Consider the following 26,667-nt stretch of genomic DNA (forward strand, 5'->3'; position numbering starts at 1 on the left):
AGGTACAGGTGCAATAGATCAGTGCCACACCGCCATCAGCGCCTGCATCTCTGCTTCGCTGATCAACCCTTGGGGGTATCGCCCGGCAAGCAGACGTCGTGGGTCGGTCGTCCTGACCCTGATGCTTCCATGGTGTTTCAACCGCTTCGCCAAAAGCCTGAGCGATTGGCGATCAACTGCCGATGGGCGCAAAGCCGACTCACTTGCTGCGTTCATGTCCACACGTACTCCCTGGCCCGTGAGCGGCTAATTTACGTAGGTATTGTTACAGATCAGAGGCGCGGCCTGACCGTGCCATCTCGCTATCTGCTTGAAAAACAATACAAAACGTATGCCAGCTCGGCCTCCGGGCGTCGCCCGCGCAAAAAAGAGGCCCGTCACATGACGGGCCTCTCATTCATTACGGGCTCAGCGCTTGACCGGCGCCGGCTGCTGTTGGGTCAGGCAGTGAATGTTGCCGCCACCCAAGAGCAGCTCGCGGCCCGGGATCATCACCACCTCATGGTCGGGGAAGATCCTTGCCAGGATCGCTCTGGCTTCAGCATCTGCCGGGTCGTCGAAGCTTGGGGCAATGATGCCACCGTTGACGATCAGGAAGTTCACGTACGAACCCGCCAGGCGCACCGACGGGTCACGCTCCTGGCTGCCGGCGACCTGGTCGACACCGGCGCACTCTTCGGCAGTGGCGAACAGCGGGCCCGGGATCGGCATCTTGTGCACGATGAACTCGCGGCCCTTGGCGTCGCGGGTGTTCTTCAGCACATCCATGGCCGCGTGGCAGCGCGCATAGTTGGGGTCGTTGGAATCATCGGTCCAGGCCAGTAACACTTCACCCGGGCGCACGTAACAGCAGAAGTTGTCGACGTGACCGTCAGTTTCGTCGTTGTACAGGCCATCGGGCAGCCATACCACGGTGTCGACCGCCAAGTGATCACGCAGCACCGCTTCGATTTGCTCGCGGCTCAGGTGCGGGTTGCGGTTGCGGTTGAGCAGGCATTCCTCAGTGGTGATCACGGTGCCTTCACCGTCTACGTGGATCGAACCACCTTCCAGCACAAAGCCTTCGGTCTGGTAGCGCTGGCAGCGCTCCATTTCCAGCACCTTGGCGGCCAGTTCCTCGTCGCGGTTCCAGGGTGCGTACAGGCCGCCATCGAAGCCGCCCCAGGCGTTGAAGCCCCAATCTACACCACGCACTTCGCCATGGTCGTTGATGACGAAGGTAGGGCCGGTGTCACGCACCCAGGCATCGTCGTTGCTGATTTCAACCACACGAATGTTCGGCTGGTCGAGCTGGCGCCGGGCGTTCTCGTACTGGCCGGCGGAGACCGCGACGGTAACAGGTTCGAAACGGGCAATGGCCTTGGCCAGGGTTACGTGGGCAGCCTGCGCCGGCTTGCCGCCCAGACGCCAGTTGTCCGGGCGCTCCGGCCAGACCATCCATACCTGAGTTTGTGGGGCCCACTCGGCGGGCATGTGGAAACCATCGGCACGGGGCGTGGAGTTGAGGGTTTTCATGGGTGACCTCTGTGATGGCCCTGAGCCGGGTATGCTGGGGCGTTTGTCAATTTATAACCGATATATATCGATATTTGAAGCCTGAAAATCGAAGAATGCCGCGCCATTCGGCGAATTTAAATCGATAACAATCGACACCTGTCAGCACTGGTCTGGTGAAAGGAACGGCCTGCTGTCTACCATAGCCACACCTTATGCATCCTGTTACAGCTACGCGCGGAAATTTCCGGCAAGGCCGACTAGGGTCAATACTTGAACGACGGGCCAGCGAGCCGCTATGAACATCATCCCTACAGCAATCCCTGAAGTACTGATCATCGAGCCGAAGGTGTTCGCTGACAGCCGTGGTTTTTTCTTCGAGGCATTCAACGCCCGTGAGTTCTCAGAGCAAACCGGCGTGAACGTGGCGTTCGTCCAGGACAACCACTCGCGCTCCATCAAGGGCGTGCTGCGTGGGCTGCACTACCAGGTGGCAAACACCCAGGGCAAGCTGGTGCGCGTGGTGCACGGGGAGATCCGCGATATCGCCGTGGACGTGCGCAAAAGCTCGCCAACATTCGGCAAATGGGTCGCGGTGCACCTGTCAGCCGACAACCATCGCCAGCTGTGGATTCCGCCTGGCTTCGCCCACGGTTTTGCGGTGATGAGTGAATCGGCCGAGTTCCTCTACAAGACCACCGACTACTACAACCCTGGCGCCGACCGCTGTATCCGCTGGGACGACCCGCAACTGGCCATCGACTGGGGGTTGAAGCAGCCACCGCTGTTATCGGACAAGGACAAGGTGGGCCTGCCATTGGCAGAGGCGGAAGTGCTGCCTTAACTAGCGCATAATTGCGTCAGACTTTTCTGGCGCATTTACCTGATGATTGCAAAGCCCACGCCCCCACGCCGTCCCCGCTGGCGCAGCCTGGCCCTGCTGGCGCTGATCTTGGCCCCATTACTATGGCCCCTGCATCACTTGGCCGAACGCTATTACCAGGAAGAACTGGCCTCGCAGAACCGCCAGACCCTCGACCTGTATGTCGCCAACCTGCTCGGCACCCTGCACCGTTACGAGACCTTGCCGCAAATTCTCGGCGACTTGCCGGCGCTGCGTGGCGTGCTGGCCGACCCTTTCCGCCTGGAAGCGGTGACCAACGCCAACCGCCTGCTCAAGGACATCGTGCAGAAGACCGGTGCCGAGGTGATGTACCTGATGGACGTCAGCGGCAACACCTTGGCCGCCTCGAACTGGGACAAGCACGACAGCTTCGTCGGCCGAAACTTCGCCTTCCGCCCTTACTTCAACGAAGCCATGGCCGGCCACCTGGGCCGTTTCTTCGGCCAGGGCACCACCTCGGCCAAGCGCGGCTATTTCTTTGCCGCGGCCGTGCGCGACCGCGAGCGGATCGTCGGCGTGCTGGTGGTCAAAGTCGATCTCGACCACACCGAAACCCTGTGGGGCCGTACGCCCGAGCAGCTGTTGCTGACCGATCACAATGGCGTAGTCATCCTGACTTCGCGCCCCGACTGGCGCTTCCGTGCTACCCGCACGCTGACCGACGCCGAGCGCCAGGCCATCATCGCCATCCAGCCCTATCCGACCCAGGCCCCACAGCCGCTGGTTCTCAACCCGCAGGCCTGGATCACCCAGACCCGCGACATCAAGGAAACTGGTTGGCAAGTCAGCATCCTCGCCCCGCGCACGCTGGTTGATCGCTCGGTGCAGACGGTAATGGCCATCGGTGCCGGTACGCTGCTGGTACTGATGTTGCTGGCAGGCCTGGTGATGCAACGGCGGCGCCATTACATCGACCGCATCGACTTCGAAGCCCGTGGCCGCCAGGAACTGGAAAAGCGCGTGGCCGAACGTACCGCCGACCTTGAAGGCCTGAACACCCGCCTGAAAAATGCCGTGCTGGAGCGCGAAAACGCTCAGCAAGAGGCAGTGCGCGCACAGGACGAACTGGTGCAGGCCGGCAAGCTGTCGGTGCTCGGCACCATGTCGGCCAGTATCAGCCATGAGTTGAACCAGCCCCTGGCCGCCATCCGCAGCTACGCAGAAAACGCCGAGATCCTGCTCGACCACCAACGTACCGAAGACGCCCGCGGCAATCTCAAGCTGATCGGCGAGCTGACCGGGCGCATGGCCTCGATCATTGCCCACCTGCGTGCCTTCGCCCGTCGCGACCGCCATGCCCCGGAGAGCGTGGCCCTGCAGCCGGCCCTGGACGATGCCCTGGCGCTGCTGGCCAAGCGCCGCCGGGCGATGGCCGTAGAGCTGATCCGCGACCTGCCGGAAGCCACCTTGTGGGTACAGGCCGGCGAAACCCGCCTGCGCCAAGTACTAGGCAACCTGCTGGCCAATGCCCTCGACGCCCTGACCGAAAAGGCCAACCCGCGCCGCCTGTGGTTAAGTGCCGAGCAACGTGATGACTGCGTCTACCTGTACATCCGTGACAACGGCCCCGGCTTCAGCCGCCAGGCCCTGGAGCACGCCAAGGAGCCGTTCTTCACCACCAAGACCCGCACCCAGGGCCTGGGCCTGGGGCTGGCCATCTGTGAAAGCCTGATGCGCGCCCTGGGCGGTGAACTGCTGCTGGCCAACCACCCGGAAGGTGGCGCAATGCTGACTCTCCAGCTGCGGGTGGCCGCATCTGGCGCTACTTTGCCCAATTCGGAGGACCCCTCGGCATGACCACCGAGACACTGATCGACAGCCGAGCCCAGGTCATCCTGGTGGACGATGACCCCCACCTGCGCCAAGCCTTGAGCCAGACCCTGGACCTGGCCGGGCTCAAGGTAGTCGCCCTGGCCGAAGCCCAAGGCCTGGCCGAGCGTATCGAGGCCGACTGGCCAGGCGTGGTGGTCAGCGACATCCGCATGCCGGGCATCGATGGCCTGCAGTTGCTGGAACAACTGCACGGCCGCGACAGCGAACTGCCGGTGCTGCTGATTACCGGCCACGGCGATGTGCCGCTGGCGGTGCAGGCGATGCGCGCCGGGGCTTATGACTTCCTGGAAAAACCCTTTGCCACAGACGCCCTGCTCGACAGCGTACGCCGCGCCCTGGCCTTGCGCCGGCTGGTGCTGGACAACCGTAGCCTGCGTCTGGCACTGAGCGACCGCCAGCAGCTGGCAACCCGCCTGGTCGGCCATTCACCGGCCATGCTGCGCCTGCGCGAGCAGATCGGCGCCTTGGCCGGCACCCGCGCCGACGTGTTGATTCTGGGCGAAACCGGCGCTGGCAAAGAGGTGGTGGCTCGTGCGCTGCACGACCTGTCCAGCCGCAGCGAAGGGCCGTTCGTGGCGATCAACGCCGGCGCGCTGGCCGAATCGGTGGTCGAAAGCGAACTGTTCGGCCACGAGCCCGGTGCGTTCACCGGCGCGCAGAAACGCCGTATCGGCAAGTTCGAATTTGCCAACGGCGGCACGCTGTTCCTCGACGAAATCGAGAGCATGAGCCTGGATGTACAGGTGAAGTTGCTGCGCATGCTGCAGGAGCGAGTGGTCGAACGCCTGGGCGGCAACCAGTTGATCCCGCTGGACATCCGCATCATAGCCGCGACCAAGGAAGACCTGCGTCAGTCTGCCGACCAAGGGCGTTTCCGCGCAGACCTGTATTACCGCCTGAACGTGGCGCCGCTGCGTATTCCGCCACTGCGTGAACGCGGCGACGACATATTGGTGTTGTTCCAGCATTTCGCCGATGCTGCCAGCCAACGTCATGGCCTGTCGCCGCATGCGCTGCAACCCGCGCAACGCGCCCTGCTGCTGCGTCATGACTGGCCAGGCAACGTCCGCGAGCTACAGAACGCGGCCGAGCGTTTCGCCCTTGGCCTGGAACTGGCACTGGATGGCCAGGCACCCTCGGCAGCAGCACCGGCAGCGCCCATGCTCAGCGGCAACCTCAGCGAACAGGTCGAGCAATTCGAACGTTCGCTGATCGCCGCCGAACTGGCCCAGCCACACGGCTCCATGCGGAGCCTGGCCGAAGCACTGGGTATCCCCCGCAAAACCTTGCACGACAAGCTGCGCAAGCATGGCTTGAACTTCGACGGCGGCAGCGGCGGGCATGACGATCAAGAGGACAACCGTTAATGAGCACCGATAGCCAGTACCTGCAGTCCGTACTGCACAGCGACATCCCCCTGACCCGCGAAATGGGCCTGGAAGTGATCGATTGGCAGCAGCACACCCTGCGCCTGCAACTGCCGCTGGCGGCCAACGTCAACCACAAAAGCACCATGTTCGGCGGCAGCCTGTACTGCGCAGCAGTGCTGGTGGGTTGGGGCTGGCTGCACCTGCGCCTGCGTGAACTGGGGATCGATGACGGGCATATCGTCATCCAGGAAGGGCAGATCAGCTACCCGTTGCCAGTGACCGGCTCGGCGGTGGCGCGTTGTGCAGCGCCCGACGAGAAAACCTGGGAGCGGTTCCTGACCCTGTACCAGCGGCGTGGGCGGGCACGGTTGACGTTGGAGACCACGGTGAGCAATGACGGCAGTGACGAGCCGGCGGTGAGGTTCAGCGGCCAGTACGTCCTGCACCGCTAGCCCAGCAGCCGCTGAAAGTAACTGCGCTGCACAAAACCCAAAGGCTGGCGCAAAACCTGTGGGAGCGGGCAGGCCCGCGAACACCGGCGAAGCCGGTGCCCCGCACCGCGGTGCCTGCTTCGCGGGCTCGCCCGCTCCCACAGGATAGGGTGAGAGTCCGTCAAATCAGGTTCAGGAAGGCCTGGCGCCATGCAGCATTGGCAGGTAATGCCAGGAAATGCGGATTGAGCAGCGACTCGCGTGGCGGATACCGGAACGGCAAGCCATCCAGCCCGATCACTTCGCCACCGGCCCCCTCCACCACACCCTGCGCCGCAGCAGTGTCCCACTGCGAAGTCGGCGCCAGGCGCGGATAGCAGTCTGCGCTGCCCTCAGCCAGCAGGCAGAACTTCAACGAACTGCCGATATTGGCCAGCTCCAGCTCACCCACCGCAGCCCCAAGGCCGGCCAACAGCGCTTCCTGCTCCGGGCTGGAATGCCGACGGCTGGCCACCACGGTAAAACGCTCGCCCTGCGCGGGTTCGTTGCGTACTTGGATCAGCTGGGCTGCCTCGCCGGCATCTGCACGCCAGGCCCCCATCCCGCGCCCACCGAAGTAGCAGCGTCCATTGGTCGGCATCGACACCACGCCAAACACCACGTCGCCGTTCTCGATCAGGGCGATGTTGACCGTGAACTCTTCACTGCCGGCAATGAACTCCTTGGTGCCATCCAGCGGATCGACCAGCCACCAGCGGCTCCAGCTTTGCCGCTCGGCCAGCGAAATATTGCAGTCCTCTTCGGACAGCACCGGAATCTGCGGCGCCAGCGCCAGCAGGCCATCGGCAATTACCCGGTGCGCCGCCAGGTCGGCGGCGGTAACCGGCGAATCGTCGGCCTTGTTGGTCACCGCAACATCGGCGCGCCAGAATGGCAGGATCGCCTCGCCTGCCGTCAGTGCCAGCTTGACCACTTCGTGCATCAGTTGCAGGTCGTTCATAGCTCCAGCAACCCCCGCTGAATCAGCAGGTCACGGGCCAGGTACAGCGCCGCCAGGGCGCGGCCCTCGGTGAACTGCGGATGCATGGCCAAGGCCGACAACTCACGCAGGTTGACCTTGTCGACCCGCATCGGCTCGGGCTCGTCGCCTTCCAGGCGCTCTTCGTACAGGTCGCTGGCCAGCACCACCTGAATCTTCTGACTCATGTAGCCCGGCGACAACGACAGTTCCGTCAGGTGCTCCAGCTGGCGTGCGCCAAAACCGGCTTCTTCCTTGAGCTCCCGGTCGGCTGCCGCCAGCACGTCTTCGCCCGGCTCGATCAAGCCCTTGGGCAACGACAGCTCGTATTCATCGGTGCCACCGCAGTACTCCTCCACCAGCACGGCGTGCTCGGCATCGAGCATGGCCACGATCATCACCGCGCCGTAGCCGTTACCCCGGCCCACCAGGCGCTCATAGGTGCGCTCGGCGCCATTGCTGAAGCGCAGCTGTACGGCTTCGACGCGGAACAGGCGGCTACTGGCGACAATTTCGCGGCTGAGTACGGTGGGTTTCTGGCGCATGGGGCGGCTCCTTGGCGTGAACGGGTTACTATACCGTGGCTTGCCGACTGATCGAGAGTTTCCCATGCCTGTTCTTCCCTGGTCTGCCATCGATACCGTCCTGCTGGACATGGATGGCACCCTGCTCGACCTGCATTACGACAACCGCTTCTGGCTGGACCACCTGCCCCAGCGCTATGCCGAGCTGCACGGTGTAAGCCGGGCCATGGCCGAAATGGAGCTGCAACCGCTGTTCGAACGCAATGCCGGCACATTGAACTGGTACTGCCTGGACTTCTGGAGCCGCGAGCTACGCCTGCCCATTCGCGAGCTGAAGCGGGAAATTGCTGACCTGATTGCCCTGCGCCCGGATGCCGATACCTTCCTGGCGGCGATTCGCCAGGGCGGAAAGCGTGTCGTGATGATCACCAATGCCCACCGTGACTCGCTGTCGCTGAAGCTGGAACGGGTGGAGCTGGCGCCGTACTTCGAGCGGCTGATCAGCTCGCACGACTATGGCTACCCGAAGGAAAGCCCGCAGTTCTGGGATGCCCTGCAGGCGGATATCGGCTTCGAACCGGAACGCAGCCTGTTCATCGATGACACGCTGGCGATTCTGCGCAGTGCACGGCGGTTTGGTGTGGGGCACTTGCTGGCGGTGCGCCAGCCCGATAGCCAGGCACAACCACGCGATACCGAAGAGTTTGCAGCGGTCGAGGATTACCGGGCGTTACTGGAAGGCCTGTAAGGCCCCATTCGCGGGCATGCCCGCTCCCACTCAGTGCTGGCGCTGTACCTGTGGGAGCGGGCGCGCCCGCGAAGAGGCCGGTACAGACTTCAGCGATCAGTCAGGAATACGCAGCACCTGCCCCGGATAGATCTTGTCCGGGTGCTTGAGCATCGGCTTGTTGGCCTCGAAAATCTTGTTGTACTGATTGGCATTGCCATACACGACCATGGCAATGGCTGAAAGTGTGTCGCCCGATTTCACTGTGACGAACCTTGCCGCCTGGACTACCGGCCCGGTCACGGTGATCTGGTCCTCGACACTGGCCACGCCGCTGATGTTGCCCGCCGCCAGGATAATCTTCTCCTTCTCTTCCTGGCTGGCCACTTCACCCTTGAGGATGATCTTGTCTCCTTCTACAGTGGCGGTGATGTTGGGGTTGCCCAGGCCAACAGCTTCCACATGTTTCTTAAGCTGCTCGTCGGCATTGGCGTTGCCAGGGGTCAGCAGGTCGATCAACTTCTCGCCGGCTTCCTTCACGAAACTGAACAGGCTCATTGCGCTCTCCTTGTTGACGAAACCTTGGACACAGGAGTCTAGGTCAGCTTTACCACTTCCGCCCTGCGCGACCAATCGACGCGGTCTATCAAGGCATAGACCCTAGCGATTAGACGCCGCCGGCCCACGCGCCTAGGCTTGTGCTATCAGAAAGCCGCCGGTATTCAGCGCCCCGATGAACAGCAAACCTCCGGTCTGCGCGGCCTCATCGCCCTTGTCCATGCCCGCCGCCAGCAACACCTACGACTACGTCCAGCTCAGCGACGCCAAACGCGACAGCACCCCGCTGGCCGAGGAAGTGGCCCTGGCCATTGTCTATAACGGCCTCAACCAGGCGGTGATGCTGGTCAGTCCTACCGATCTGGAAGACTTCGCCGTCGGTTTCAGCGTCGGCAGCGGCATTGTCGAAGGCACCGCAGAAATCTACGACCTCAAGCTCTCCGGCAGCGGCTCGGCACTGTACGCCGACCTGGAAATCTCCAGCCGGGCGTTCTGGAACCTGAAAAACCAGCGCCGCCAACTGGCCGGCACCAGTGGTTGCGGCCTGTGTGGGGTCGAGGCCCTGGAGCAGGCACTGCCGGATCTGGCCGTGTTGCCGGGTGCACCCCTGCCCCCGGCCCAGTGGCTGGTCGGCCTGCGCGAGCGCATCGACGCCTTCCAGCCACTGGGCCAGCATTGCGGTGCCGTGCATGCAGCATTGTTCATGGACCGCCAAGGCGAACTGCTGCTTGGCCGCGAAGACATCGGCCGGCACAACGCCCTCGACAAACTGATCGGCGCGCTGCTGCGACAACGCATCGACACCCAGGGTGGCCTGGCCATCGTCACCAGCCGCTGCAGCCTGGAGCTGATCCAGAAAGTACTGCGTGCCGGCATCCAGACCTTGGTCAGCCTGTCGGCGCCCACCGGCCTTGCCCTGCAATGGGCGCGCAAGCACAACCTCAACCTTATCCACTTGCCCAAGCACAGCGCACCGCGGGTCTACAGCCCAGCGGCGGAGTCGTAACAGTCGTGACCTCGTACCAACAACTTCCGGACAACACCCCAACCTCCCCCCCTCGCTACAAGCCCTACCACGGCCCCGCCGGCGGTTGGGGCGCACTGCGTAGCGTAGCCAAGGCCTGGGTCGGCAGCGATAATGCGCTGAAGAACATTCGCGCCCTGCTCAAGACCAACCAGAACGGCGGTTTCGACTGCCCCGGCTGCGCCTGGGGGGACTCGCCGGAAAGCGGCATGGTCAAGTTCTGCGAGAACGGCGCCAAGGCGGTGAACTGGGAAGCTACCAAGCGCCGTGTCGATGCTGCCTTCTTCGCCCGTTACAGCGTCACCTCGCTGCTGCAACAAAGCGACTACTGGCTGGAGTACCAAGGGCGTCTGACCGAACCGATGGTCTATGACGCTCCCAGCGACCGTTACCTGCCGATCAGCTGGGATGCCGCCTTCGCCCTGATCGCCCGCGAACTGAACAAGCTGACCAACCCTGACCAGGCCGAATTCTATACCTCGGGACGTGCCAGCAACGAAGCGGCGTACCTGTACCAACTGTTCGTGCGCGCCTACGGCACCAACAACTTCCCTGACTGCTCGAACATGTGCCATGAGGCCAGCGGCGTGGCGTTGGGGCAAAGCGTCGGGGTCGGCAAAGGTACAGTCACCTTCGACGACTTCGAGCACGCCGACGCCATTTTTGTCTGGGGCCAGAACCCCGGCACCAATCACCCGCGCATGCTCGACCCACTGCGTGATGCGGTAAAGCGTGGCGCCCAGGTGGTGTGCATCAACCCGCTCAAGGAGCGTGGTCTGGAGCGCTTCCAGCACCCCCAGAACCCACTGGAAATGCTGACCAACAGTGACCGCCCGACCAACACCGCCTTCTTCCGCCCGGCCCTGGGTGGCGACATGGCGATGCTGCGCGGCATGGCCAAGTTCGTCCTGCAATGGGAACGCGAAGCCCAGGCCAACGGCGAACCGGCCGTATTCGACCACGCCTTCATCGCCGAACATGGCCATGGCGTCGATGAGTACCTGGCCGTGGTGGACGCCACGCCGTGGTCGCACATCCAGGCACAGTCCGGCCTCACCTTGGCCGATATCGAACTGGCCGCGCGTATGTACTGCCGTGGCAAGCGGGTGATCATGTGCTGGGCGATGGGCATCACCCAACACCGTCATTCGGTGCCGACCATTCAGGAAATCGTCAACCTGCAGATGCTGCGTGGCAACATCGGCGTGCCCGGTGCCGGCCTGTGCCCGGTGCGTGGCCACAGCAACGTGCAGGGTGACCGCACCATGGGCATCAACGAGCGCCCGCCAGAGGCGCTGCTGGATGCCATCGAAAAGCGCTTTGGCTTCCCTGTGCCACGGCGCAATGGCCATAACACCGTCGAAGCCATTCACGCGATGCTCTATGGCCGGGCCAAGGTTTTCATCGGCTTGGGCGGCAACTTCGCCCAGGCCACACCCGACACCGAGCGTACCGCCCAGGCGCTGCGCAACTGCGAGCTGACCGTGCACATCAGCACCAAGCTCAACCGTAGCCACCTGGTCCATGGCAAGCAGGCACTGGTCCTGCCGTGCCTGGGCCGCACCGACATCGACCTGCAGGCCGAAGGACCGCAGGCAGTCACGGTTGAAGACTCGTTCAGCATGGTCCACGCCTCCAACGGCCAGCTCAAGCCGCTATCGACGCAAATGCGCTCAGAGCCTGCGGTGATCGCCGGCATCGCCGCCGCCACGCTGGGCAAGCAACCGGTGGACTGGCACTGGCTGGTGGCCGACTACGACCGCATTCGCGATCTGATCGGCGACACCATTGCCGGTTTCAGCGGCTTCAACCAGCGCCTGCGTAATCCGGGTGGCTTCTATCTAGGCAACAGCGCGGCCAGCCGCGAATGGGCGACCAGCACCGGCCGCGCCAACTTCAAGGCCAACCTGCTGCCCGACACGCTGCTTGACGAACGCGTACGCGCCAGCGGCCAGTTGCCAGACTTGATCATGCAATCGATGCGCTCGCACGATCAGTACAACACCACTATCTACGGCCTGGACGACCGCTACCGCGGCGTGCGTGGCCAGCGCGAGGTGCTGTTCGCCAACGAAGCCGACATCATCCGCCTGGGCTTCCAGCCGGGGCAGAAGGTCGACATCGTTTCATTGTGGGGGGATGAGCATGAGCGCCGGGTGCAAGGCTTTACCCTGCTGGCCTTCGACATACCTGCCGGGCAGGCGGCGGCGTATTACCCGGAGGTGAACCCGCTGGTGCCGCTGGAGAGCATTGGCGTTGGTAGCCATACGCCGACATCGAAGTTCATTGCCATCAAGCTGGAGCGTGCGAGCGAGGACAGGCGTATCCTGTAAAAACGAAAAAAGCCCTGTTCCGTGGCGGCTCAGGGCTTTGTCATAAAGGTCTCAGACAGCCTGAAAACGATAAAGTTTCATAGTAAATACAGCAAGTTAGAGAATTGTGTACAACTCGTGTTACTCGTCGGATTTCCGTTGCCAGCCAAGTCTCTTAGCCTCAAATTCGCCTCGTCATCCCTATGAGGCTCTCTTGATGAAGAAGTACTCCTCGATTCTGTTGTTGTCTTTCAGCTTGCTCAGCGGCGTTGCCATGGCAGGCGGCACCACCGAAGCCGGCATTGGCGGCGCATTGGGTGGGGTACTGGGCTCAGTGGTGGGCAACTCCATCGGCGGCAGCACCGGTGGCGCCATTGGTGCCGGTCTGGGCGGCGCGGCAGGCGGCGCATTGGGCGCCGACAAGCGCCAGCGCGGTGAGGCTGCTATTGGCGGCGCGCTGGGTGCTGCCGGCGGTAACGTGGTGGGTCGCTCGGTGGGTGGCACCACCGGTAGCTACATTGGCGCAGCAGCCGGCGGTGGCGCCGGTGGTGCACTGGGTAACTACATGGGCAACAAGGCCGACGAAGACGAACGCCACGAAAATCGCCGCTATCGTCGCGGCTACGACGACGACCGTCGTCACTGGGACCGTGGTCACCACTATGGCCACCGCAAGCACAAGCGCCACTGGCGCGACTAACGCCTGAGGGCTCTGCCCCCGGCAACAAAAGCCCCGCCCCTGCCAGCGGGGCTTTTTTATGCCTGCCGCTCCAGCACGAGGCCGGACAGGATCACCTGCAGCGCCTCTGGCAACGCCACAGGCCGTCCACTGTCGCGCTCGATGAACACCTGCACTACCGTGCCTGCTGCGCACGCCTCCGGTTCGCCCGGGCGATACAGCGCCAGCCGGTACTCTACCGTGCTGCCCGCCAGACGCGTCACTCCCAACCCCACCTCCAACAAATCCGGGAAGCCCGGTAGCGCGTAGAAATCCGCAGCCGAACTGACCACGAAGGCGGCCAGTTCACCGTGCCGCAGGTCCAGTTCCGCCTGCTCGACGAGAAACGCCTGTATCGCGGTTTCGAAGAAACCGTGCACCGTTGCACCGGCGATGTGGCCGTTCAGGTCGTTGTCCTGGGGGCGGGTAAGGATCGGGTGGAAGTGGGAGAAGGCAGTGCGCTGAGGGGCTTCGGTCATCTGGCTGGCTCTTGTCTACGCAATGGATGCTGACAGTGAAACAGAAAAACCAGAATTTCGCTGCCTATGCGGGCCCCTTCGCGGGTAAACCCGCTCCTACACGACGGCCTGCGCCCACCGCCAATCAGTGTGTAGGAGCGGGTTTACCCGCGAATACGATGGCGGCTGCGACGGTGAACCACGGGTGGAAATTGGTCAGCAGGTCCGGCCCTTTCGCGGGTAATCCCGCACCCACAAAAAAGCCGCCCCTGGGGGCGGCTTTCTCGTTGCGGCTGAGCTCGGCTTACAGCTGCGGGCCAGCGGCCTTGATGGCGTCGGAAACTTCGAACTTCTTGAAGTTTTCGATGAACAGCTTGGCCAGACCTTTGGCAGCCTCGTCGTAGGCCGCTTTGTCAGCCCAGTTGGTGCGCGGGTTGAGCAGTTCGGTTTCAACGCCCGGAACGGCCTTCGGCACGTCCAGGTTGATGATGTCCAGGTGCTCGGTTTCGGCACCGACCAGTGCGCCGCTCTGGATTGCGGCGATCACGGCACGGGTGGTGGGGATGCTGAAGCGCTTGCCAACGCCGTAGCCACCACCGGTCCAGCCGGTGTTGACCAGGTAGACCTTGGAGTTGAAGCCGTTGATACGCTTGATCAGCAGCTCGGCGTACTCGCCAGCCGGACGCGGGAAGAACGGTGCGCCGAAGCAGGTGGAGAAGGTCGACTTGATGCCGCCGCCCGAACCCATTTCAGTGGAACCGACCAGCGCGGTGTAACCGGACAGGAAGTGGTAGGCCGCCTGCTCGTTGTTCAGGATCGAAACCGGAGGCAGAACACCTGTCAGGTCGCAGGTGAGGAAGATCACTGCGTTAGGCTCGCCGCCCAGGTTCGCTTCCGAACGCTTGGCAACGTGCTCCAGCGGGTAGGCCGCACGGCTGTTCTGAGTCAGGCTGACATCGGTGTAGTCGGCGTGCTTGTTGGCGTCGAGAACGACGTTTTCCAGTACTGCGCCGTGCTTGATGGCTTTCCAGATGACCGGCTCGTTCTTCTCGGACAGGTCGATGCACTTGGCGTAGCAGCCGCCTTCCATGTTGAAGACAACGCCTTCGCCCCAACCGTGCTCGTCGTCACCGATCAGGTAACGGCTTTCGTCAGCCGAAAGGGTAGTCTTGCCAGTGCCGGACAGGCCGAAGAACAAGGTCACATCGCCTTCTTCGCCGATGTTGGCCGCGCAGTGCATAGGCAGTACGTCGGCAGCCGGCAGCAGGAAGTTCTGCACCGAGAACATGGCTTTCTTCATTTCGCCGGCGTAGCGCATGCCAGCGATCAGCACTTTCTTCTGGGCGAAGTTGATGATCACGCAACCGTCGGAGTTGGTGCCGTCACGCTCAGGCTCGCACACGAAGTTGGCGACGTTGAGGATCTGCCACTGGTCGCGGCCAGCCGGGTTGAACTGCTCCGGGTTGATGAACAGGCAACGACCGAACAGGTTCTGCCAGGCAGTCTGGGTGGTCATCTTCACCGGCAGGTAGTGCTCGGCTGCGGCCCCTACGTGAACATAGGAAACGAAGTGATCCTGAGCGTCGTTGAACGCCTCGACGCGAGCCCACAGGGCATCGAACTTGTCGGCCGGGAACTTGCGGTTGATCGGGCCCCAGGAAATGGCGTCCTGGGTGGAAGGTTCTTCGACGATGAAACGGTCAGCCGGCGAACGGCCGGTACGGTGACCAGTCTCCACGACCAGTGCGCCAGTATCGGCTAGTACGCCTTCACCGCGTTGCAGCGCTTCTTTTACCAGCTCATCGACGCTCAGGTCGGTGTACACGGTGTTGTTGGCTTGCGTCATGAGATACCCCATCCGGCCCGAGGCCGAGTGCTCCAAACGTTTTGTAGTTGTCTTGAAAAAACTACTACAGCGAAAAAAGTGGCCGGATTATGCCAGAAACGCCCAAAAAAAGTAGGCCCCTCCTGTCAGAACTGCGCTTTTGCGCAATTCGACAGGAGATTATCCTGTGATTTAACGTTTCAGTGACGAGTTTCTGAGGCCACGTCAGTACCGCCACCCGCAAACAATTGCGCCACATCGCTGGCATCGAAGAAGTAGCGCTCGTTGCAGAACTGGCAATCGATCTCTACCGTCCCGCCACATTCGTCCACCAGCGCCTTGGCGTCGTGCTCGCCCAGACTGACCAGCGCATTGCCGGAGCGTTCCCGAGAACAGCTGCAATTGAAGCGCAGTGGCTGGATATCGAACAGGCGCACGGCGTCTTCGTGATACAGGCGGTGCAGCAGTGTTTCGTTGCCCTCTGTCCACTCTTCAGGCTTGAGCGTCTTGGCCAGGGCGACCACATGCTGCCAGCTGTCTTCGCGCTCTTCATCATCCGGCTGGCGATCACGCGGCAGTTGCTGCAGCAATAGCCCACGGGCCTTGCCGCCTTCGGCATTGAGCCAGAAACGGGTATTGAGCTGCTGCGACTGGACGAAGTAGTTGGTGAAACATTCAGACAGGTTGGCGCCATCGAGGTCGACGGTCCCCTGGTAGCGCTGGCCCTTGACCGGGTCGATGGTCAGGGTCAGGTGGCCGTCGGGCATCAGCTGCGACAGGGTGGCACCAGCCGGAATCTGGTCCGCTTCGTAGCGGGCCATGCCACGAATCTCGCGCTCACTGGAACATTCCACCATCAGCAGCGGAATCGGCCCGGCCGAACGCGCCTGCAGAATCAGCAGGCCATCGAACTTCATCGCACCCACCAGCAAGGCGGTGGCGGCCATCAACTCGCCGAGCAGCACCTTGACCGGCTGGGGGTACTCATGACGCGCCAACACCGCGGCGTAGCTGTCATCGAGAGACACCCACTCGCCGCGCACATCGCGCTCGTCGAAGATGAAACGTTGGGTGAAATCGGTATCAGGCAAATCGCTCATAGGTTTCGGCTATCTAAAAAATGATGACAAAATGGTTACAAGGGTTGTCGAAAACCGGCGAGAACCCGTGACAGAGCGCTCACAAGGCGCTCCGATTCCTGTTTGCAATAGAGGTATTTTATGGACAATCGACCACTGTTCCAAGCAAGGTGGTCCTGGGGGCCATTGGCAGCCTGTACGCTGCTTCCCATCGCTCTACTGTGTTTCTGGTTATGGCCTTTTGGCCAGATCCTGTGCCTGACTTTCGACGAGTGGCTGTTCCGCAGCCTGAACGCGCCGCTGGCCGATAGCACCACCTGGCGCTACATCTGGACCATCGGCAGCCTACGCCCGTTCGACATCGTCGTCGGCCTGATCCTGCTGGCAGTGCTCATTCGTGGTGACTGGGTGTTCAAGGCTGCTCAGGTTCGCCAGGCATTTTTCGGCTTTCTGGTCACGCTACTCCTCTTAGTGGTGATTCGCGCGCTGTTTTCCAAGTGGGTGGATGCAGCCGGGTGGCAACACAAGAGTCCATCGATGATCTTCGACGACGTCGTGCACCTGAGTGACTATTACCCGAACCTGGAGGCTGCCTGGGAACTCAAGGACCGCTCCAGCAAGAGTTTTCCGGGTGATCACGCCTCGGTGCTGTTGATCTGGGCGCTGTTCATGAGCGTGTTCAGCCGCGGCCTTGCGCAATACCTGGTGGTCTGGGGGCTCGCAGCGCTGTTCATGCTGCCGCGCCTGGTGGCCGGTGCCCACTGGGGGCAGGACGACTACATCGGCGGCTTGCTGATGGCCGTACTGGCGCTGGGCTGGAGCTACTACACGCCGCTGGCGGCCAAAGGCAGCGAGGCGTTGATGCGCTGGACAGCGCCGTTGTTCAAGCTGCTGTCCACGTTACCGTTGGTCGGACGAATGGCGGTGTTGCGCTAGATTTTTGGGGCTGCGCAGCAGCCCCATTCAATCGTAACTTCCATGCAGCTGATGAATCTGCCGCCGCTGCTTCTTGGTCGGCCGGCCATCGGTGGTCACGCCCATGGCCCCGGCCTTACGCATTTCAGCCGCCTGTTCACGGCGACGCACACTTTCTTCGGTTTCCTCGTACAACGCCTGCGCCTCTGGGGCACCACGACGCACCACCGACAGCGCCTTCACCACCACCGTGCGCTCATCGAAGCCGGTACGCAGCACGAACTCGTCGCCCACCCGCGGCTCCTTGCCCGGCTTGCAACGCTCGCCCCGGCAATGCACCTTGCCACTCTCGATCGCCGCCTTGGCCAGCGCTCGCGTCTTGTAGAAGCGCGCCGCCCACAGCCATTTGTCCAGGCGAACCTTGTCGTCGTCTTCGGCTTTTTGTGCCATCCCGTTACCTCGGATTCTGTCTTTCATCGAACTGTACTACCTTCACATACGGATGCAAAAAGTCCCCGCCGTGCTTAAAGTTCACCACCTCATTCGCAGGGTGCGCTTCGTGAAGACATTTGACCATTTGACTGTGATCGGCCTGCGCGAGTGGGTCGCCCTGCCTGACCTCGGCGTGGCCGGGCTGCGCGCCAAGATCGACACCGGTGCCAGCACGTCGAGCCTGCATGCCACCGAAGTGGAACCCTTCGAGCGCGACGGCCAGCCCTGGGTTCGCTTCACTGCGCACCTGGGCTCGGTGGTGCAGTTGCGCCACCGCCGCTGCGAGGCACCGTTGGTGACGATGAAAACCATCAAGAGCTCCAACGGCCACGCCCAGACCCGCTACGTCATCCGCACGTCACTGGCGCTGGGTGATGGTGTGTGGGAGGTGGAGTTCACCCTGGCCTGCCGCAAGAACATGCGCTACCGCCTGTTGCTTGGCTCCAAGGCCCTGATACACGGCCAGCTGGTAGTGAACCCAGGCCTGAAATACGTACAAGACAAACCGGCCTTCCCGGCCACCCTTTCCCCTGTCACAGGTGCTGCATGAAGATCGCTGTGCTGTCGCGCAATCCGCGTCTGTATTCCACCCGCCGCCTGGTCGAAGCCGGTACCCAGCGTGGCCACGAAATGGTGGTGATCGATACCCTGCGGGCCTACATGAACATTGCCAGCCACAAGCCGCAGATCCACTACCGCGGCAAGCCGCTGGAAGGCTTCGATGCAGTGATCCCGCGCATAGGTGCTTCGGTTACGTTCTATGGCTGCGCGGTGCTGCGCCAATTCGAAATGATGGGCGTATACCCGCTCAACGAGTCGGTAGCCATTGCCCGCTCGCGCGACAAGCTGCGCTCGTTGCAACTGTTGTCGCGGCGCGGCATAGGCCTGCCGATCACCGGTTTCGCCCACTCGCCGGACGATATCCCCGACCTGATCCAGATGGTCAACGGTGCCCCGCTGGTGATCAAGGTACTGGAAGGCACCCAGGGCATTGGCGTGGTGCTGTGCGAAACGCCCCAGGCGGCCGAGTCGGTGATCGAAGCGTTCATGGGCCTCAAGCAGAACATCATGGTGCAGGAGTACATCAAGGAGGCCGGTGGCGCAGATATCCGGTGCTTCGTGGTAGGCGACAAAGTAATTGCCTCGATGAAGCGTCAGGCCAAACCAGGCGAGTTCCGCTCCAACCTGCACCGGGGTGGCGTCGCCAGCCTGATAAAAATCACCCCTGAAGAGCGCATCACCGCCATTCGGGCGGCCAAGGTGATGGGATTGAGCGTGGCGGGTGTGGATATCCTGCGCTCCAACCACGGGCCGTTGGTGATGGAGGTAAACTCGTCGCCAGGGCTGGAGGGCATCGAAGTCACCACCGGCAAGAACGTCGCCGGGATGATCATCGAGCACCTGGAGAAGAATGGCGGGCCCAATCAGACCCGGACCAAGGGCAAAGGCTGATTCAAGCCTGTACCCGCCGCTTCGCGGCCAAGCCGCTGCCACAGGTACTGCGCAATCCCTGTAGGTGCGGCTTTAGCCGTGAAGAGGCCAGTGAGCCTCACACAGCATTACGCGGCAGCAGCAGCCCCAGCGGTAACCTGACCCGCGCCTCGATCCCGCCGCCAGACCGGTTACGCAACTCCACGTTCCCGCCATGTTGCGCAGCAATCCGCTTGACGATCGCCAGCCCCAGCCCGGTGCCCTTGCCGCCCCTTGCCCGGTCACCGCGAATGAACGGGTTGAAGATGGTTTCCAGCTCCGACTCGTCAATACCGGTGCCCCGGTCCAGCACACTGAGCACCACATACGGCGCACTCTCGTCACCTGACACATAGGCAGCCACCTCGACCCCCTTGCCAGCATGGTGCAGGGCGTTGCCGATCAGGTTGCCCAGCATGCGCTTGAGCGAAACCCGGCGCAGCGGGAACGGTGGAATCGGCTCCAGGCACAGGCGCACACGCTCTACCGGCTGGTTGTACGGAGCCACCACCTCACGCACCAGGTCAGCAAGGTCGACCTCTTCCACCGGCTCGTCACGGCCATCGCGGATGAAGGCCAGGAACTGATCGAGAATCGCGTCCATGTCCTCGATATCGCGAACCATGTCATCGCTTAGCTCGTTGTCGCTGTTCAGCAAGGACAGCGACAGACGCAGACGCGTCAGAGGCGTGCGCAAGTCGTGGGAAACCCCGGCCAGCATCAACTCACGCTCGCGCCCGGCCTGCTCGACATCCTCGGCCATCTGGTTGAACGCCTTGTACACCTCGGTCATCTCGCTGGGGGTATCGCTGATCGGCAGGCGCACACTGCGCCCCTGGCCAAGCTGGCGGGCGGCGAACACCAAGCGTTTGAGCGGCTGGTTGAGCTGACGCACAAAAATCCACGCCGAGGCGGTGGACAACAAGCCAATGGCCAGGAACCAGCCCAGCACGTTCCAGATCTTCTGCCCACGCAGCGGGTGCGGATACAGCGGCACTTTCAGCCAACCCGGACCCAGGCTTGGCGCATTGACCCATAACGCGGGCGGTGCATGAATGCGCAGGCGCACTTCGGTGTCGTCACCCAGCTCGGCCTGCATCTGCCGTTGGTAGATTTCACTGTAGGGCCAATGCTGCTCGCCTTCGGGCACACCCGAGCCGGTCACCCGGATAAGGCCTGCCGCCTCGGCGATCTTGTCGCGGTTTTCTTCGTCGGCGGCCCAATAGGCGCGCAAGGTCAGCGCCACACCATGGCTGTACTGACGGTCGACCAGCACGTCCTCGTTCATCAGCAGGTAGACCAGGGTCAGCGCCTTGGAGAACAGAACGACGATCAACACCAGCCACAGGGTGCGGGCGAAGAAACTTTGCGGAAACCAGAGCGGTGTTTTCATCGACGTCCAGGCATCATTTTCCGGCGTTTCCGTCCGGTACGAACACGTAGCCCACGCCCCAGACGGTCTGGATGTAACGCGGCTTGGACGGGTCCGGCTCGATCATGCGACGCAGGCGTGAGATCTGCACGTCGATGGAGCGCTCCAGCGCATCCCATTCGCGGCCGCGCGCCAGGTTCATCAGCTTGTCGCGGGTCAACGGCTCGCGGGCGTGCATCACCAGAGCCTTGAGCACAGCGAACTCGCCGGTGGTGAGCATGTGCACTTCGTTGCCACGCTTGAGCTCGCGGGTGGCCAGCGACAGCTCATAGTCGCCGAAGGTGACCGACTCGTCCTCGCTGCCCGGCGCTCCCGGCACGCTCGGCGCCTGGCGGCGCAGCACCGCCTTGACCCGGGCCATCAGTTCGTCCGGGTTGAACGGCTTGCCCAGGTAGTCGTCGGCGCCCAGCTCCAGGCCCTTGATGCGGCTGAGCTCGTCGCCCTTGGCGGTCAGCATGATGATCGGGATCTGGTTGTTCTGCTGGCGCAGGCGCTTGCAGGCGGACAGGCCATCCTCGCCTGGCAGCATCAGGTCGAGCACCACCAGGTTGAACACCTCGCGCTGCAGCAGGCGATCCATCTGCTCGGTGTTGGGCACTGCACGGGCACGGTAGCCCTTGCTGGTGAAGAAACGTTCCAGCAGGCTGCTAAGCCCCGGATCGTCGTCGACGATGAGAATCTTGTCACCTTCAGCGGTGTTTGGCGTGCCGGTCATGAATAACTCCTCTGATATCGCCGCGCATTATGGCGTAGCCATTGCTGCACGTTGCGTGAGCATTGTTAGCAGATTTTTCCCCCGGCGCCAGTTCTGGCTGGCCGGGCGCCATCACCGCAAGCCGTTTGCGATGGGTATAATGCGCGGCTTTCATCCAGCGCCGCCGGGCAAAAAGCCCACAGGCGACCCCCGTATTCACAAATGTCAGGTGGTTTACATGGACAGCATCAACAGCCGTATCGCCGAGGAACTGGGCGTACGCCCGCAGCAGGTCGAGGCGGCCGTGAGCCTGTTGGACGAAGGCTCGACCGTGCCCTTCATCGCCCGCTATCGCAAGGAAGTGACCGGTAGCCTTGACGACACTCAGTTGCGCCACCTGGAAGAGCGCCTGCGCTACCTGCGCGAACTCGACGAGCGCCGGGCCAGCATCCTTTCCAGCATCGAGGAACAGGGCAAGCTGACCCCGGAACTGGCCCGCGAGATCAAGCTGGCCGACACCAAGACCCGCCTCGAAGACCTGTACCTGCCGTACAAGCAGAAGCGCCGCACCAAGGGCCAGATCGCCCTGGAAGCCGGCCTTGGCGAACTGGCCGATGGCCTGCTCAACGACCCGACCCTGGTCCCGGAAAGCGAAGCCGCACGCTTCGTCAACGCCGAAAAGGGCGTGGCCGACGTCAAGGCCGCGCTGGAAGGCGCCAAGTACATCCTGATGGAGCGCTTTGCCGAAGACGCCGCCCTGCTCGACAAGCTGCGCAGCTACCTCAAGCAGGAAGCCGTGCTCAGCGCCCGCGTCGTGGCCGGCAAGGAAGAAGAAGGCGCCAAGTTCCGCGACTATTTCGCTCATGACGAGCTGCTGCGCACGGCGCCATCGCACCGGGCCCTGGCGATCTTCCGCGGGCGCAACGAAGGCGTGTTGAGCGTCTCGCTGAAGGTCGGCGAAGAACTGCCCGGCACCCTGCACCCGTGCGAGCTGATGATCGGCAACCACGTCGGCATCGAGAACCGCAGCCGGCCGGCCGACAAATGGCTGGGTGAAGTGGTGCGCTGGACCTGGAAGGTCAAGCTGTACACCCACCTGGAAACCGACCTGTTCGGCGAGCTGCGCGACAGTGCCGAAGGCGAGGCGATCAACGTGTTCGCCCACAACCTGCATGACCTGCTGCTGGCCGCCCCGGCCGGCCCGCGCGCCACCCTGGGCTTCGACCCGGGCCTGCGCACCGGCTGCAAGATCGCCGTGGTCGACGCAACCGGCAAGCTGCTGGACCACACCACGGTCTACCCGCACGCGCCGAAGAACGACTGGGACCGCACCATTTCCATCATGGCCGCACTGTGCGCCAAACACTCGGTGGAGCTGATCGCCATCGGCAACGGCACAGCCAGCCGCGAAAGCGACAAGCTGGTGACCGAGTTGGTCAAGAAATATCCCGCCCTGAAAATCACCAAGATCATGGTTTCCGAAGCCGGTGCGTCGGTGTACTCGGCATCGGAACTGGCCGCCCGCGAGTTCCCGGACCTGGACGTGTCGATCCGCGGCGCCGTGTCGATCGCCCGCCGCCTGCAGGATCCGCTGGCCGAACTGGTGAAGATCGATCCGAAATCCATCGGTGTCGGCCAGTACCAGCACGACGTGTCCCAACTGAAACTGGCACGTGGCCTGGACGCGGTGGTCGAGGACTGTGTGAACGCCGTGGGCGTGGACGTGAACACCGCTTCGGTGGCGCTGCTGACGCGCATCTCCGGCCTCAATGCCACGCTGGCACAGAACATCGTCGCCCACCGCGATGCCAATGGCCCGTTTGCTACCCGTGCAGCGCTGAAAAAGGTCAGCCGCCTGGGTGAGAAAACCTTCGAGCAGGCCGCCGGCTTCCTGCGTGTGATGAACGGCGACAACCCGCTGGACGCCTCTGCGGTACACCCTGAGGCCTACCCGCTGGTGCAGCGCATTGCTGCCGATACCGACCGCGACATCCGCTCGCTGATTGGTGACAGCAGCTTCCTCAAGCGACTGGACCCGAAAAAGTTCACCGACGAAACCTTCGGCCTGCCAACCGTCACCGACATCCTGCAAGAGCTGGACAAGCCCGGCCGCGACCCACGTCCGGAGTTCAAGACCGCCACCTTCCAGGAAGGCGTCGAAGACCTCAAGGACCTGGAACCGGGCATGATCCTCGAAGGCGTGGTGACCAACGTTACCAACTTCGGTGCCTTCGTCGACATCGGCGTGCATCAGGACGGCCTGGTGCATATCTCGGCGCTGTCGGAGAAGTTCGTCAAAGACCCGCGTGAGGCGGTCAAGGCCGGCGATGTGGTCAAGGTCAAGGTCATGGAAGTGGACATCCCGCGCAAACGCGTCGGCCTGTCCATGCGCATGAGCGACACCCCGGGCGAGAAGGTCGAAGGCAACCGCGGTGGTAATCGTGGCAATGGCGGCAATCGCCAGCCGCAGGCACCGCGTCAGCGCGAAACCGCCACCGCAGCCCCGGCCAACAACGCCATGGCCGCCCTGTTCGCCAACGCCAAGCAACTGAAGAAGAAGTAATGGACGTACCTCGCGAATACGTCGAAAGCGCCTTCAGCCAGCTGCTGGGCTGCCGCCTGCAACACCTGGACACCGGTGTTGCCGAAGTAGCCCTGGCGCTCGAGCCCCAGTTGCGCAACCGTGGCCAGAAGCTGCACGGCGGGGCGATCTTCAGCCTGGTGGATATCGCCATGGGCCTGGCTTGCTCGGCCAGCCATGGCTTTGACCAGCAAAGCGTCACCATCGAGTGCAAGATCAACTACATGCGTGCCGTCAGCGACGGCGAAGTGCTGTGCACCGCCCGTGTGCTGCACGCCGGGCGGCGCACCCTGGTGGTCGACGCCGACGTAGTTCAGGGCGACAAGCTGGTGGCCAAAGCGCAAGGAACCTTCGCGGTTCTCTAGCTCACCAAGCAGTATCTGCGGTATTTTCAGCAGTGCGCTGGCACTGCTGGAACCGCGTAAACCAGGCGACAACGCCAGTTCCTTTCTTCCTACCCTTGTAGACCGTTATCTCTACCCCCATATTGGGGCGACTGACGCGTGAAGGAATACATCTTGAGCGAACTCCTCAACCGCCGCCTGAGCCTGCTCGGCGCCAATCTCCCCCTGCTCAAGCAGTGCCTGCACGGTATTGAGCGCGAATGCCTGCGCGTGACCGATGAAGGTCGCCTGGCCCAGACCCCGCATCCGGAAGCACTGGGATCGGCGCTGACCAACGAGCAGATCACCACCGATTATTCCGAGTCGCTGCTGGAGTTCATCACCCCAGCGCTGGCCGACCCGGCCAAGGTGCTCGAAAGCCTCGAAGAGACCCACCGTTTCGTCTACAGCAAGCTGGGCGACGAATACCTGTGGAGCCCGTCGATGCCGTGCACGCTGCCGGCCGAGGAGGATATCCCGATCGCCGAGTACGGCAGCTCGAACATCGGCAAGCTCAAACACGTCTACCGCAAGGGCCTGGCCCTGCGTTACGGCCGCACCATGCAGTGCATCGCCGGTATTCATTACAACTTCTCGCTGCCCGAAGCGCTTTGGCCACTGCTGCGCGAAGCCGAAGGCAGTACGGAAAATGACCGCGACTACCAGTCGTCGGCCTACATCGCGCTGATTCGTAACTTCCGCCGCTACAGCTGGCTGCTGATGTACCTGTTCGGTGCCTCGCCGGCCCTGGACAAAGGCTTCCTGCGTGGCCGCCCGCACCAGCTCGAAGAGCTGGATGCCGAAACCCTGTTCCTGCCTTATGCCACCAGCCTGCGCATGAGCGACCTGGGTTACCAGAGCAACGCCCAGGCCGGTCTTACGCCCTGCTACAACAACCTGGCCAGCTACACCGACAGCCTGCGCAAGGCCGTTGGCACGCCCTACCCGCCTTACGTTGAAATCGGCACACATGTGGATGGCGAGTGGGTTCAGCTGAACACCAACATTCTGCAGATCGAAAACGAGTACTACTCGAACATCCGCCCCAAGCGTGTCACCTACACCGGCGAGCGGCCGATCCAGGCCCTGACCTCGCGGGGTGTGCAGTATGTGGAAGTGCGCTGCCTGGACATCAACCCGTTCCTGCCGGTCGGTATCGACCTGACCGAGGCGCGCTTCCTCGACGCATTCCTGCTGTTCTGCGCGCTGGAAGAAAGCCCGCAACTGGACAACGGTGAGTGCGGCCAGTGCACCAGCAACTTCCTGACCGTGGTCAAGGAAGGCCGTCGTCCGGGCCTGGAGTTGCACCGCAATGGCCAGCCGATCAGCCTGAAAGACTGGGCCAGCGAGCTGATCGAGCGTATCCGCCAATTGGCCAATCTGCTCGACCAGGCGCAAGGCTCTGATGAGCACGCCAAGGCCCTGGATGCGCAGCAGGCCAAGGTCGACGACACCTCGCTGACCCCGTCGGCCCAGGTGCTGGCACGCATGACCGAGCATGACGAGAGCTTCGTCCAGTTCTCGCTGCGCCAGAGCCGTGTGCACGCCGAGACTTTCCGCGAGCAACCGCTGAGCAACGAAAAACAGCAAGCATTCGAGACGCTGGCCCGCGAGTCGCTCGCCAGGCAGTCCGAGCTGGAGCGAGACGAAGTCGGTGATTTCGACCTGTTCGTCGGCGCCTACCAGGCCAGCATCCTGGCAATCAGCAGTTGATGAACCGCACCACCACCCCGCGCAAACCGCGCGCCAGCAGCCAGGCCAGGATCGAGGCGATCCTGGCGGCTGCGCGTGAGCTGTTGGCCGAACAAGGGGTGGCAGCTCTTTCTATCTACAGCGTGGCCGAGCGGGCGCAGATTCCGCCTTCGTCGGTGTATCACTTCTTCGCCAGCGTGCCGGCCTTGCTGGAGGCACTTACTGCAGATGTGCACCGGGCGTTTCGCGAAGCCCTGAGCGCTCCGATCGACAGCAGCGCGTTCAGCACCTGGCACGAACTGTCACGGCTGATCGAACAACGCATGCTTGATATCTATCACGAGGATGCCGCGGCGCGGCAGTTGATCCTGGCGCAGCATGGCCTGAGCGAGGTAGTGCAGGCCGACCGGCAGCACGACATGGAACTGGGCGACTTGATGCACAAGTTGTTCGACCAGCATTTTCACCTGCCGGTGATGCCACCGGATGTGGATGTGTTTGCCCTGGCCATGGAGTTGAGCGACCGGGTGTATGCACGGTCGGTGCAGCTGCACGAGGCGATCACCCCGCGCATGGCCGAGGAAGGCAAGCGGGTGTTCGAAGCGTATCTGGGGTTGTATCTGCCGCCGTTTCTGGCCAAGCGTTCCCGCTGAGAAATCTGGGGCCGCTTGGCGGCCCTTCGCGGGCAAGCCCGCTCCCACAGAGCCCGCGCGCACCCTGGAGCTTGCGAAGT

Annotated in this window: 26 protein-coding genes; 15 read left to right on the plus strand and 11 right to left on the minus strand. The window is 62.8% G+C overall.

What is annotated here, in order from left to right; all coding sequences use genetic code 11:
* Positions 1-18: 18 nt before the first annotated feature.
* Together C4Q27_RS29765 and aguA are read right to left on the minus strand one after the other, a co-directional pair.
* Positions 19-216 (minus strand): hypothetical protein, encoded by a 198-nt coding sequence (locus tag C4Q27_RS29765; protein WP_011953221.1) that lies wholly within the window; start codon positions 214-216, stop codon positions 19-21.
* Between the two features lie 192 nt (positions 217-408).
* On the minus strand, positions 409-1,515 hold the full coding sequence (gene aguA, locus C4Q27_RS10345) for an agmatine deiminase (RefSeq protein WP_010951636.1): 1,107 nt from the start codon (positions 1,513-1,515) through the stop codon (positions 409-411).
* Positions 1,516-1,792: 277 nt separating this feature from the next.
* Between aguA and rfbC the strand changes: the two genes are divergently transcribed.
* Genes rfbC through C4Q27_RS10365 form a run of 4 tightly spaced genes read left to right on the plus strand, consistent with a single transcriptional unit; the run spans position 1,793 to position 6,053 of the window.
* Entirely contained in the window at positions 1,793-2,338 is a 546-nt protein-coding gene (gene rfbC, locus C4Q27_RS10350) for a dTDP-4-dehydrorhamnose 3,5-epimerase (protein ID WP_104886815.1), read from the plus strand.
* 42 nt (positions 2,339-2,380) lie between these two features.
* Positions 2,381-4,195 carry an ATP-binding protein gene (locus tag C4Q27_RS10355; RefSeq protein ID WP_010951634.1) on the plus strand — a complete coding sequence of 605 codons (1,815 nt, stop codon included), beginning with the start codon at positions 2,381-2,383 and terminating at the stop codon, positions 4,193-4,195.
* On the plus strand, positions 4,192-5,598 hold the full coding sequence (locus C4Q27_RS10360) for a sigma-54 dependent transcriptional regulator (RefSeq protein WP_010951633.1): 1,407 nt from the start codon (positions 4,192-4,194) through the stop codon (positions 5,596-5,598). The genes C4Q27_RS10355 and C4Q27_RS10360 overlap by 4 nt, the downstream gene beginning before the upstream one ends.
* Positions 5,598-6,053, plus strand: coding sequence for a YiiD C-terminal domain-containing protein (locus tag C4Q27_RS10365; protein WP_104886816.1), 456 nt, complete (start codon positions 5,598-5,600; stop codon positions 6,051-6,053). The genes C4Q27_RS10360 and C4Q27_RS10365 overlap by 1 nt, the downstream gene beginning before the upstream one ends.
* Before the next feature lie 160 nt (positions 6,054-6,213).
* Here C4Q27_RS10365 and cysQ read toward each other — a convergent pair whose 3' ends face one another.
* Together cysQ and nudE are read right to left on the minus strand one after the other, a co-directional pair.
* A complete protein-coding gene (gene cysQ / locus C4Q27_RS10370; RefSeq protein WP_104886817.1) occupies positions 6,214-7,032 on the minus strand; it encodes a 3'(2'),5'-bisphosphate nucleotidase CysQ in 819 nt (272 codons plus the stop codon).
* Entirely contained in the window at positions 7,029-7,595 is a 567-nt protein-coding gene (gene nudE / locus C4Q27_RS10375; protein WP_003255794.1) for an ADP compounds hydrolase NudE, read from the minus strand. The genes cysQ and nudE overlap by 4 nt, the downstream gene beginning before the upstream one ends.
* A gap of 64 nt (positions 7,596-7,659) precedes the next feature.
* On the opposite strand from nudE, the gene yrfG reads away from it, so the two are divergent.
* Positions 7,660-8,322 carry a GMP/IMP nucleotidase gene (gene yrfG / locus C4Q27_RS10380; RefSeq protein ID WP_104886818.1) on the plus strand — a complete coding sequence of 221 codons (663 nt, stop codon included), beginning with the start codon at positions 7,660-7,662 and terminating at the stop codon, positions 8,320-8,322.
* A 96-nt stretch (positions 8,323-8,418) separates the two neighbouring features.
* Here yrfG and lysM read toward each other — a convergent pair whose 3' ends face one another.
* Positions 8,419-8,859 carry a peptidoglycan-binding protein LysM gene (gene lysM / locus C4Q27_RS10385; protein WP_104886819.1) on the minus strand — a complete coding sequence of 147 codons (441 nt, stop codon included), beginning with the start codon at positions 8,857-8,859 and terminating at the stop codon, positions 8,419-8,421.
* A 175-nt stretch (positions 8,860-9,034) separates the two neighbouring features.
* On the opposite strand from lysM, the gene fdhD reads away from it, so the two are divergent.
* The 3 genes from fdhD (at position 9,035) to C4Q27_RS10400 (ending at position 12,895) form a co-directional block, all read left to right on the plus strand.
* Positions 9,035-9,865: a formate dehydrogenase accessory sulfurtransferase FdhD gene (gene fdhD, locus C4Q27_RS10390; RefSeq protein ID WP_010951628.1), complete on the plus strand. Its 831-nt coding sequence runs from the start codon at positions 9,035-9,037 to the stop codon at positions 9,863-9,865.
* Between the two features lie 5 nt (positions 9,866-9,870).
* Positions 9,871-12,216, plus strand: a complete 2,346-nt coding sequence (locus tag C4Q27_RS10395; protein ID WP_104886820.1) for an FdhF/YdeP family oxidoreductase — start codon at positions 9,871-9,873, stop codon at positions 12,214-12,216.
* Positions 12,217-12,412: 196 nt separating this feature from the next.
* Positions 12,413-12,895 (plus strand): glycine zipper domain-containing protein, encoded by a 483-nt coding sequence (locus C4Q27_RS10400; RefSeq protein WP_064491775.1) that lies wholly within the window; start codon positions 12,413-12,415, stop codon positions 12,893-12,895.
* Positions 12,896-12,951: 56 nt separating this feature from the next.
* Here C4Q27_RS10400 and C4Q27_RS10405 read toward each other — a convergent pair whose 3' ends face one another.
* The 3 genes from C4Q27_RS10405 to hslO form a co-directional block, all read right to left on the minus strand.
* Positions 12,952-13,392 carry a thioesterase family protein gene (locus tag C4Q27_RS10405; protein WP_003255804.1) on the minus strand — a complete coding sequence of 147 codons (441 nt, stop codon included), beginning with the start codon at positions 13,390-13,392 and terminating at the stop codon, positions 12,952-12,954.
* A 283-nt stretch (positions 13,393-13,675) separates the two neighbouring features.
* Positions 13,676-15,217 carry a phosphoenolpyruvate carboxykinase gene (locus C4Q27_RS10410; RefSeq protein ID WP_104886821.1) on the minus strand — a complete coding sequence of 514 codons (1,542 nt, stop codon included), beginning with the start codon at positions 15,215-15,217 and terminating at the stop codon, positions 13,676-13,678.
* A gap of 179 nt (positions 15,218-15,396) precedes the next feature.
* Entirely contained in the window at positions 15,397-16,296 is a 900-nt protein-coding gene (hslO, locus tag C4Q27_RS10420) for an Hsp33 family molecular chaperone HslO (protein ID WP_020191055.1), read from the minus strand.
* A 120-nt stretch (positions 16,297-16,416) separates the two neighbouring features.
* Between hslO and C4Q27_RS10425 the strand changes: the two genes are divergently transcribed.
* Complete coding sequence (locus C4Q27_RS10425) at positions 16,417-17,211, plus strand: phosphatase PAP2 family protein (protein WP_104886822.1); 795 nt, start codon at positions 16,417-16,419, stop codon at positions 17,209-17,211.
* A 27-nt stretch (positions 17,212-17,238) separates the two neighbouring features.
* Here C4Q27_RS10425 and C4Q27_RS10430 read toward each other — a convergent pair whose 3' ends face one another.
* Entirely contained in the window at positions 17,239-17,640 is a 402-nt protein-coding gene (locus C4Q27_RS10430) for an RNA-binding S4 domain-containing protein (RefSeq protein ID WP_003255812.1), read from the minus strand.
* Positions 17,641-17,815: 175 nt separating this feature from the next.
* Here C4Q27_RS10430 and C4Q27_RS10435 point away from each other — a divergent pair, with 175 nt between their 5' ends.
* Complete coding sequence (locus C4Q27_RS10435) at positions 17,816-18,232, plus strand: ATP-dependent zinc protease (protein WP_371321092.1); 417 nt, start codon at positions 17,816-17,818, stop codon at positions 18,230-18,232.
* A complete protein-coding gene (rimK, locus tag C4Q27_RS10440) occupies positions 18,229-19,134 on the plus strand; it encodes a 30S ribosomal protein S6--L-glutamate ligase (protein ID WP_003255817.1) in 906 nt (301 codons plus the stop codon). The genes C4Q27_RS10435 and rimK overlap by 4 nt, the downstream gene beginning before the upstream one ends.
* A 97-nt stretch (positions 19,135-19,231) precedes the next feature.
* On the opposite strand, the gene C4Q27_RS10445 is transcribed toward rimK, so the two are convergent.
* Both C4Q27_RS10445 and ompR read right to left on the minus strand, forming a co-directional pair.
* Positions 19,232-20,545 carry an ATP-binding protein gene (locus tag C4Q27_RS10445; RefSeq protein ID WP_014589336.1) on the minus strand — a complete coding sequence of 438 codons (1,314 nt, stop codon included), beginning with the start codon at positions 20,543-20,545 and terminating at the stop codon, positions 19,232-19,234.
* Between the two features lie 13 nt (positions 20,546-20,558).
* Positions 20,559-21,299, minus strand: coding sequence for a two-component system response regulator OmpR (ompR, locus tag C4Q27_RS10450; protein WP_003255821.1), 741 nt, complete (start codon positions 21,297-21,299; stop codon positions 20,559-20,561).
* A gap of 217 nt (positions 21,300-21,516) precedes the next feature.
* Between ompR and C4Q27_RS10455 the strand changes: the two genes are divergently transcribed.
* The 4 genes from C4Q27_RS10455 to C4Q27_RS10470 all read left to right on the plus strand — a co-directional run bounded on the left by C4Q27_RS10455 (position 21,517) and on the right by C4Q27_RS10470 (position 26,587).
* Positions 21,517-23,841, plus strand: a complete 2,325-nt coding sequence (locus tag C4Q27_RS10455) for a Tex family protein (RefSeq protein WP_104886823.1) — start codon at positions 21,517-21,519, stop codon at positions 23,839-23,841.
* On the plus strand, positions 23,841-24,224 hold the full coding sequence (locus C4Q27_RS10460) for a PaaI family thioesterase (RefSeq protein ID WP_003255824.1): 384 nt from the start codon (positions 23,841-23,843) through the stop codon (positions 24,222-24,224). The genes C4Q27_RS10455 and C4Q27_RS10460 overlap by 1 nt, the downstream gene beginning before the upstream one ends.
* Positions 24,225-24,377: 153 nt before the next feature.
* Positions 24,378-25,955 (plus strand): glutamate--cysteine ligase, encoded by a 1,578-nt coding sequence (gshA, locus tag C4Q27_RS10465; RefSeq protein WP_269806267.1) that lies wholly within the window; start codon positions 24,378-24,380, stop codon positions 25,953-25,955.
* On the plus strand, positions 25,955-26,587 hold the full coding sequence (locus C4Q27_RS10470; RefSeq protein WP_104886824.1) for a TetR/AcrR family transcriptional regulator: 633 nt from the start codon (positions 25,955-25,957) through the stop codon (positions 26,585-26,587). Before gshA ends, C4Q27_RS10470 begins: the two co-directional genes overlap by 1 nt.
* Positions 26,588-26,667 lie beyond the last annotated feature (80 nt).

Origin of the sequence: Pseudomonas sp. SWI36 (assembly GCF_002948105.1) — a bacterium.
Lineage (GTDB): Bacteria > Pseudomonadota > Gammaproteobacteria > Pseudomonadales > Pseudomonadaceae > Aquipseudomonas > Aquipseudomonas alloputida.

What these genes read in the sequence shown, in the direction of transcription:
- C4Q27_RS29765 (WP_011953221.1), bottom strand. Translation starts at nt 216, where the DNA reads ATGAACGCAGCAAGTGAGTCGGCTTTGCGCCCATCGGCAGTTGATCGC.
- aguA (WP_010951636.1), bottom strand. Translation starts at nt 1,515, where the DNA reads ATGAAAACCCTCAACTCCACGCCCCGTGCCGATGGTTTCCACATGCCC.
- rfbC (WP_104886815.1), top strand. Translation starts at nt 1,793, where the DNA reads ATGAACATCATCCCTACAGCAATCCCTGAAGTACTGATCATCGAGCCG.
- C4Q27_RS10355 (WP_010951634.1), top strand. Translation starts at nt 2,381, where the DNA reads ATGATTGCAAAGCCCACGCCCCCACGCCGTCCCCGCTGGCGCAGCCTG.
- C4Q27_RS10360 (WP_010951633.1), top strand. Translation starts at nt 4,192, where the DNA reads ATGACCACCGAGACACTGATCGACAGCCGAGCCCAGGTCATCCTGGTG.
- C4Q27_RS10365 (WP_104886816.1), top strand. Translation starts at nt 5,598, where the DNA reads ATGAGCACCGATAGCCAGTACCTGCAGTCCGTACTGCACAGCGACATC.
- cysQ (WP_104886817.1), bottom strand. Translation starts at nt 7,032, where the DNA reads ATGAACGACCTGCAACTGATGCACGAAGTGGTCAAGCTGGCACTGACG.
- nudE (WP_003255794.1), bottom strand. Translation starts at nt 7,595, where the DNA reads ATGCGCCAGAAACCCACCGTACTCAGCCGCGAAATTGTCGCCAGTAGC.
- yrfG (WP_104886818.1), top strand. Translation starts at nt 7,660, where the DNA reads ATGCCTGTTCTTCCCTGGTCTGCCATCGATACCGTCCTGCTGGACATG.
- lysM (WP_104886819.1), bottom strand. Translation starts at nt 8,859, where the DNA reads ATGAGCCTGTTCAGTTTCGTGAAGGAAGCCGGCGAGAAGTTGATCGAC.
- fdhD (WP_010951628.1), top strand. Translation starts at nt 9,035, where the DNA reads ATGAACAGCAAACCTCCGGTCTGCGCGGCCTCATCGCCCTTGTCCATG.
- C4Q27_RS10400 (WP_064491775.1), top strand. Translation starts at nt 12,413, where the DNA reads ATGAAGAAGTACTCCTCGATTCTGTTGTTGTCTTTCAGCTTGCTCAGC.
- C4Q27_RS10405 (WP_003255804.1), bottom strand. Translation starts at nt 13,392, where the DNA reads ATGACCGAAGCCCCTCAGCGCACTGCCTTCTCCCACTTCCACCCGATC.
- C4Q27_RS10410 (WP_104886821.1), bottom strand. Translation starts at nt 15,217, where the DNA reads ATGACGCAAGCCAACAACACCGTGTACACCGACCTGAGCGTCGATGAG.
- hslO (WP_020191055.1), bottom strand. Translation starts at nt 16,296, where the DNA reads ATGAGCGATTTGCCTGATACCGATTTCACCCAACGTTTCATCTTCGAC.
- C4Q27_RS10425 (WP_104886822.1), top strand. Translation starts at nt 16,417, where the DNA reads ATGGACAATCGACCACTGTTCCAAGCAAGGTGGTCCTGGGGGCCATTG.
- C4Q27_RS10430 (WP_003255812.1), bottom strand. Translation starts at nt 17,640, where the DNA reads ATGGCACAAAAAGCCGAAGACGACGACAAGGTTCGCCTGGACAAATGG.
- rimK (WP_003255817.1), top strand. Translation starts at nt 18,229, where the DNA reads ATGAAGATCGCTGTGCTGTCGCGCAATCCGCGTCTGTATTCCACCCGC.
- C4Q27_RS10445 (WP_014589336.1), bottom strand. Translation starts at nt 20,545, where the DNA reads ATGAAAACACCGCTCTGGTTTCCGCAAAGTTTCTTCGCCCGCACCCTG.
- ompR (WP_003255821.1), bottom strand. Translation starts at nt 21,299, where the DNA reads ATGACCGGCACGCCAAACACCGCTGAAGGTGACAAGATTCTCATCGTC.
- C4Q27_RS10455 (WP_104886823.1), top strand. Translation starts at nt 21,517, where the DNA reads ATGGACAGCATCAACAGCCGTATCGCCGAGGAACTGGGCGTACGCCCG.
- C4Q27_RS10460 (WP_003255824.1), top strand. Translation starts at nt 23,841, where the DNA reads ATGGACGTACCTCGCGAATACGTCGAAAGCGCCTTCAGCCAGCTGCTG.
- C4Q27_RS10470 (WP_104886824.1), top strand. Translation starts at nt 25,955, where the DNA reads ATGAACCGCACCACCACCCCGCGCAAACCGCGCGCCAGCAGCCAGGCC.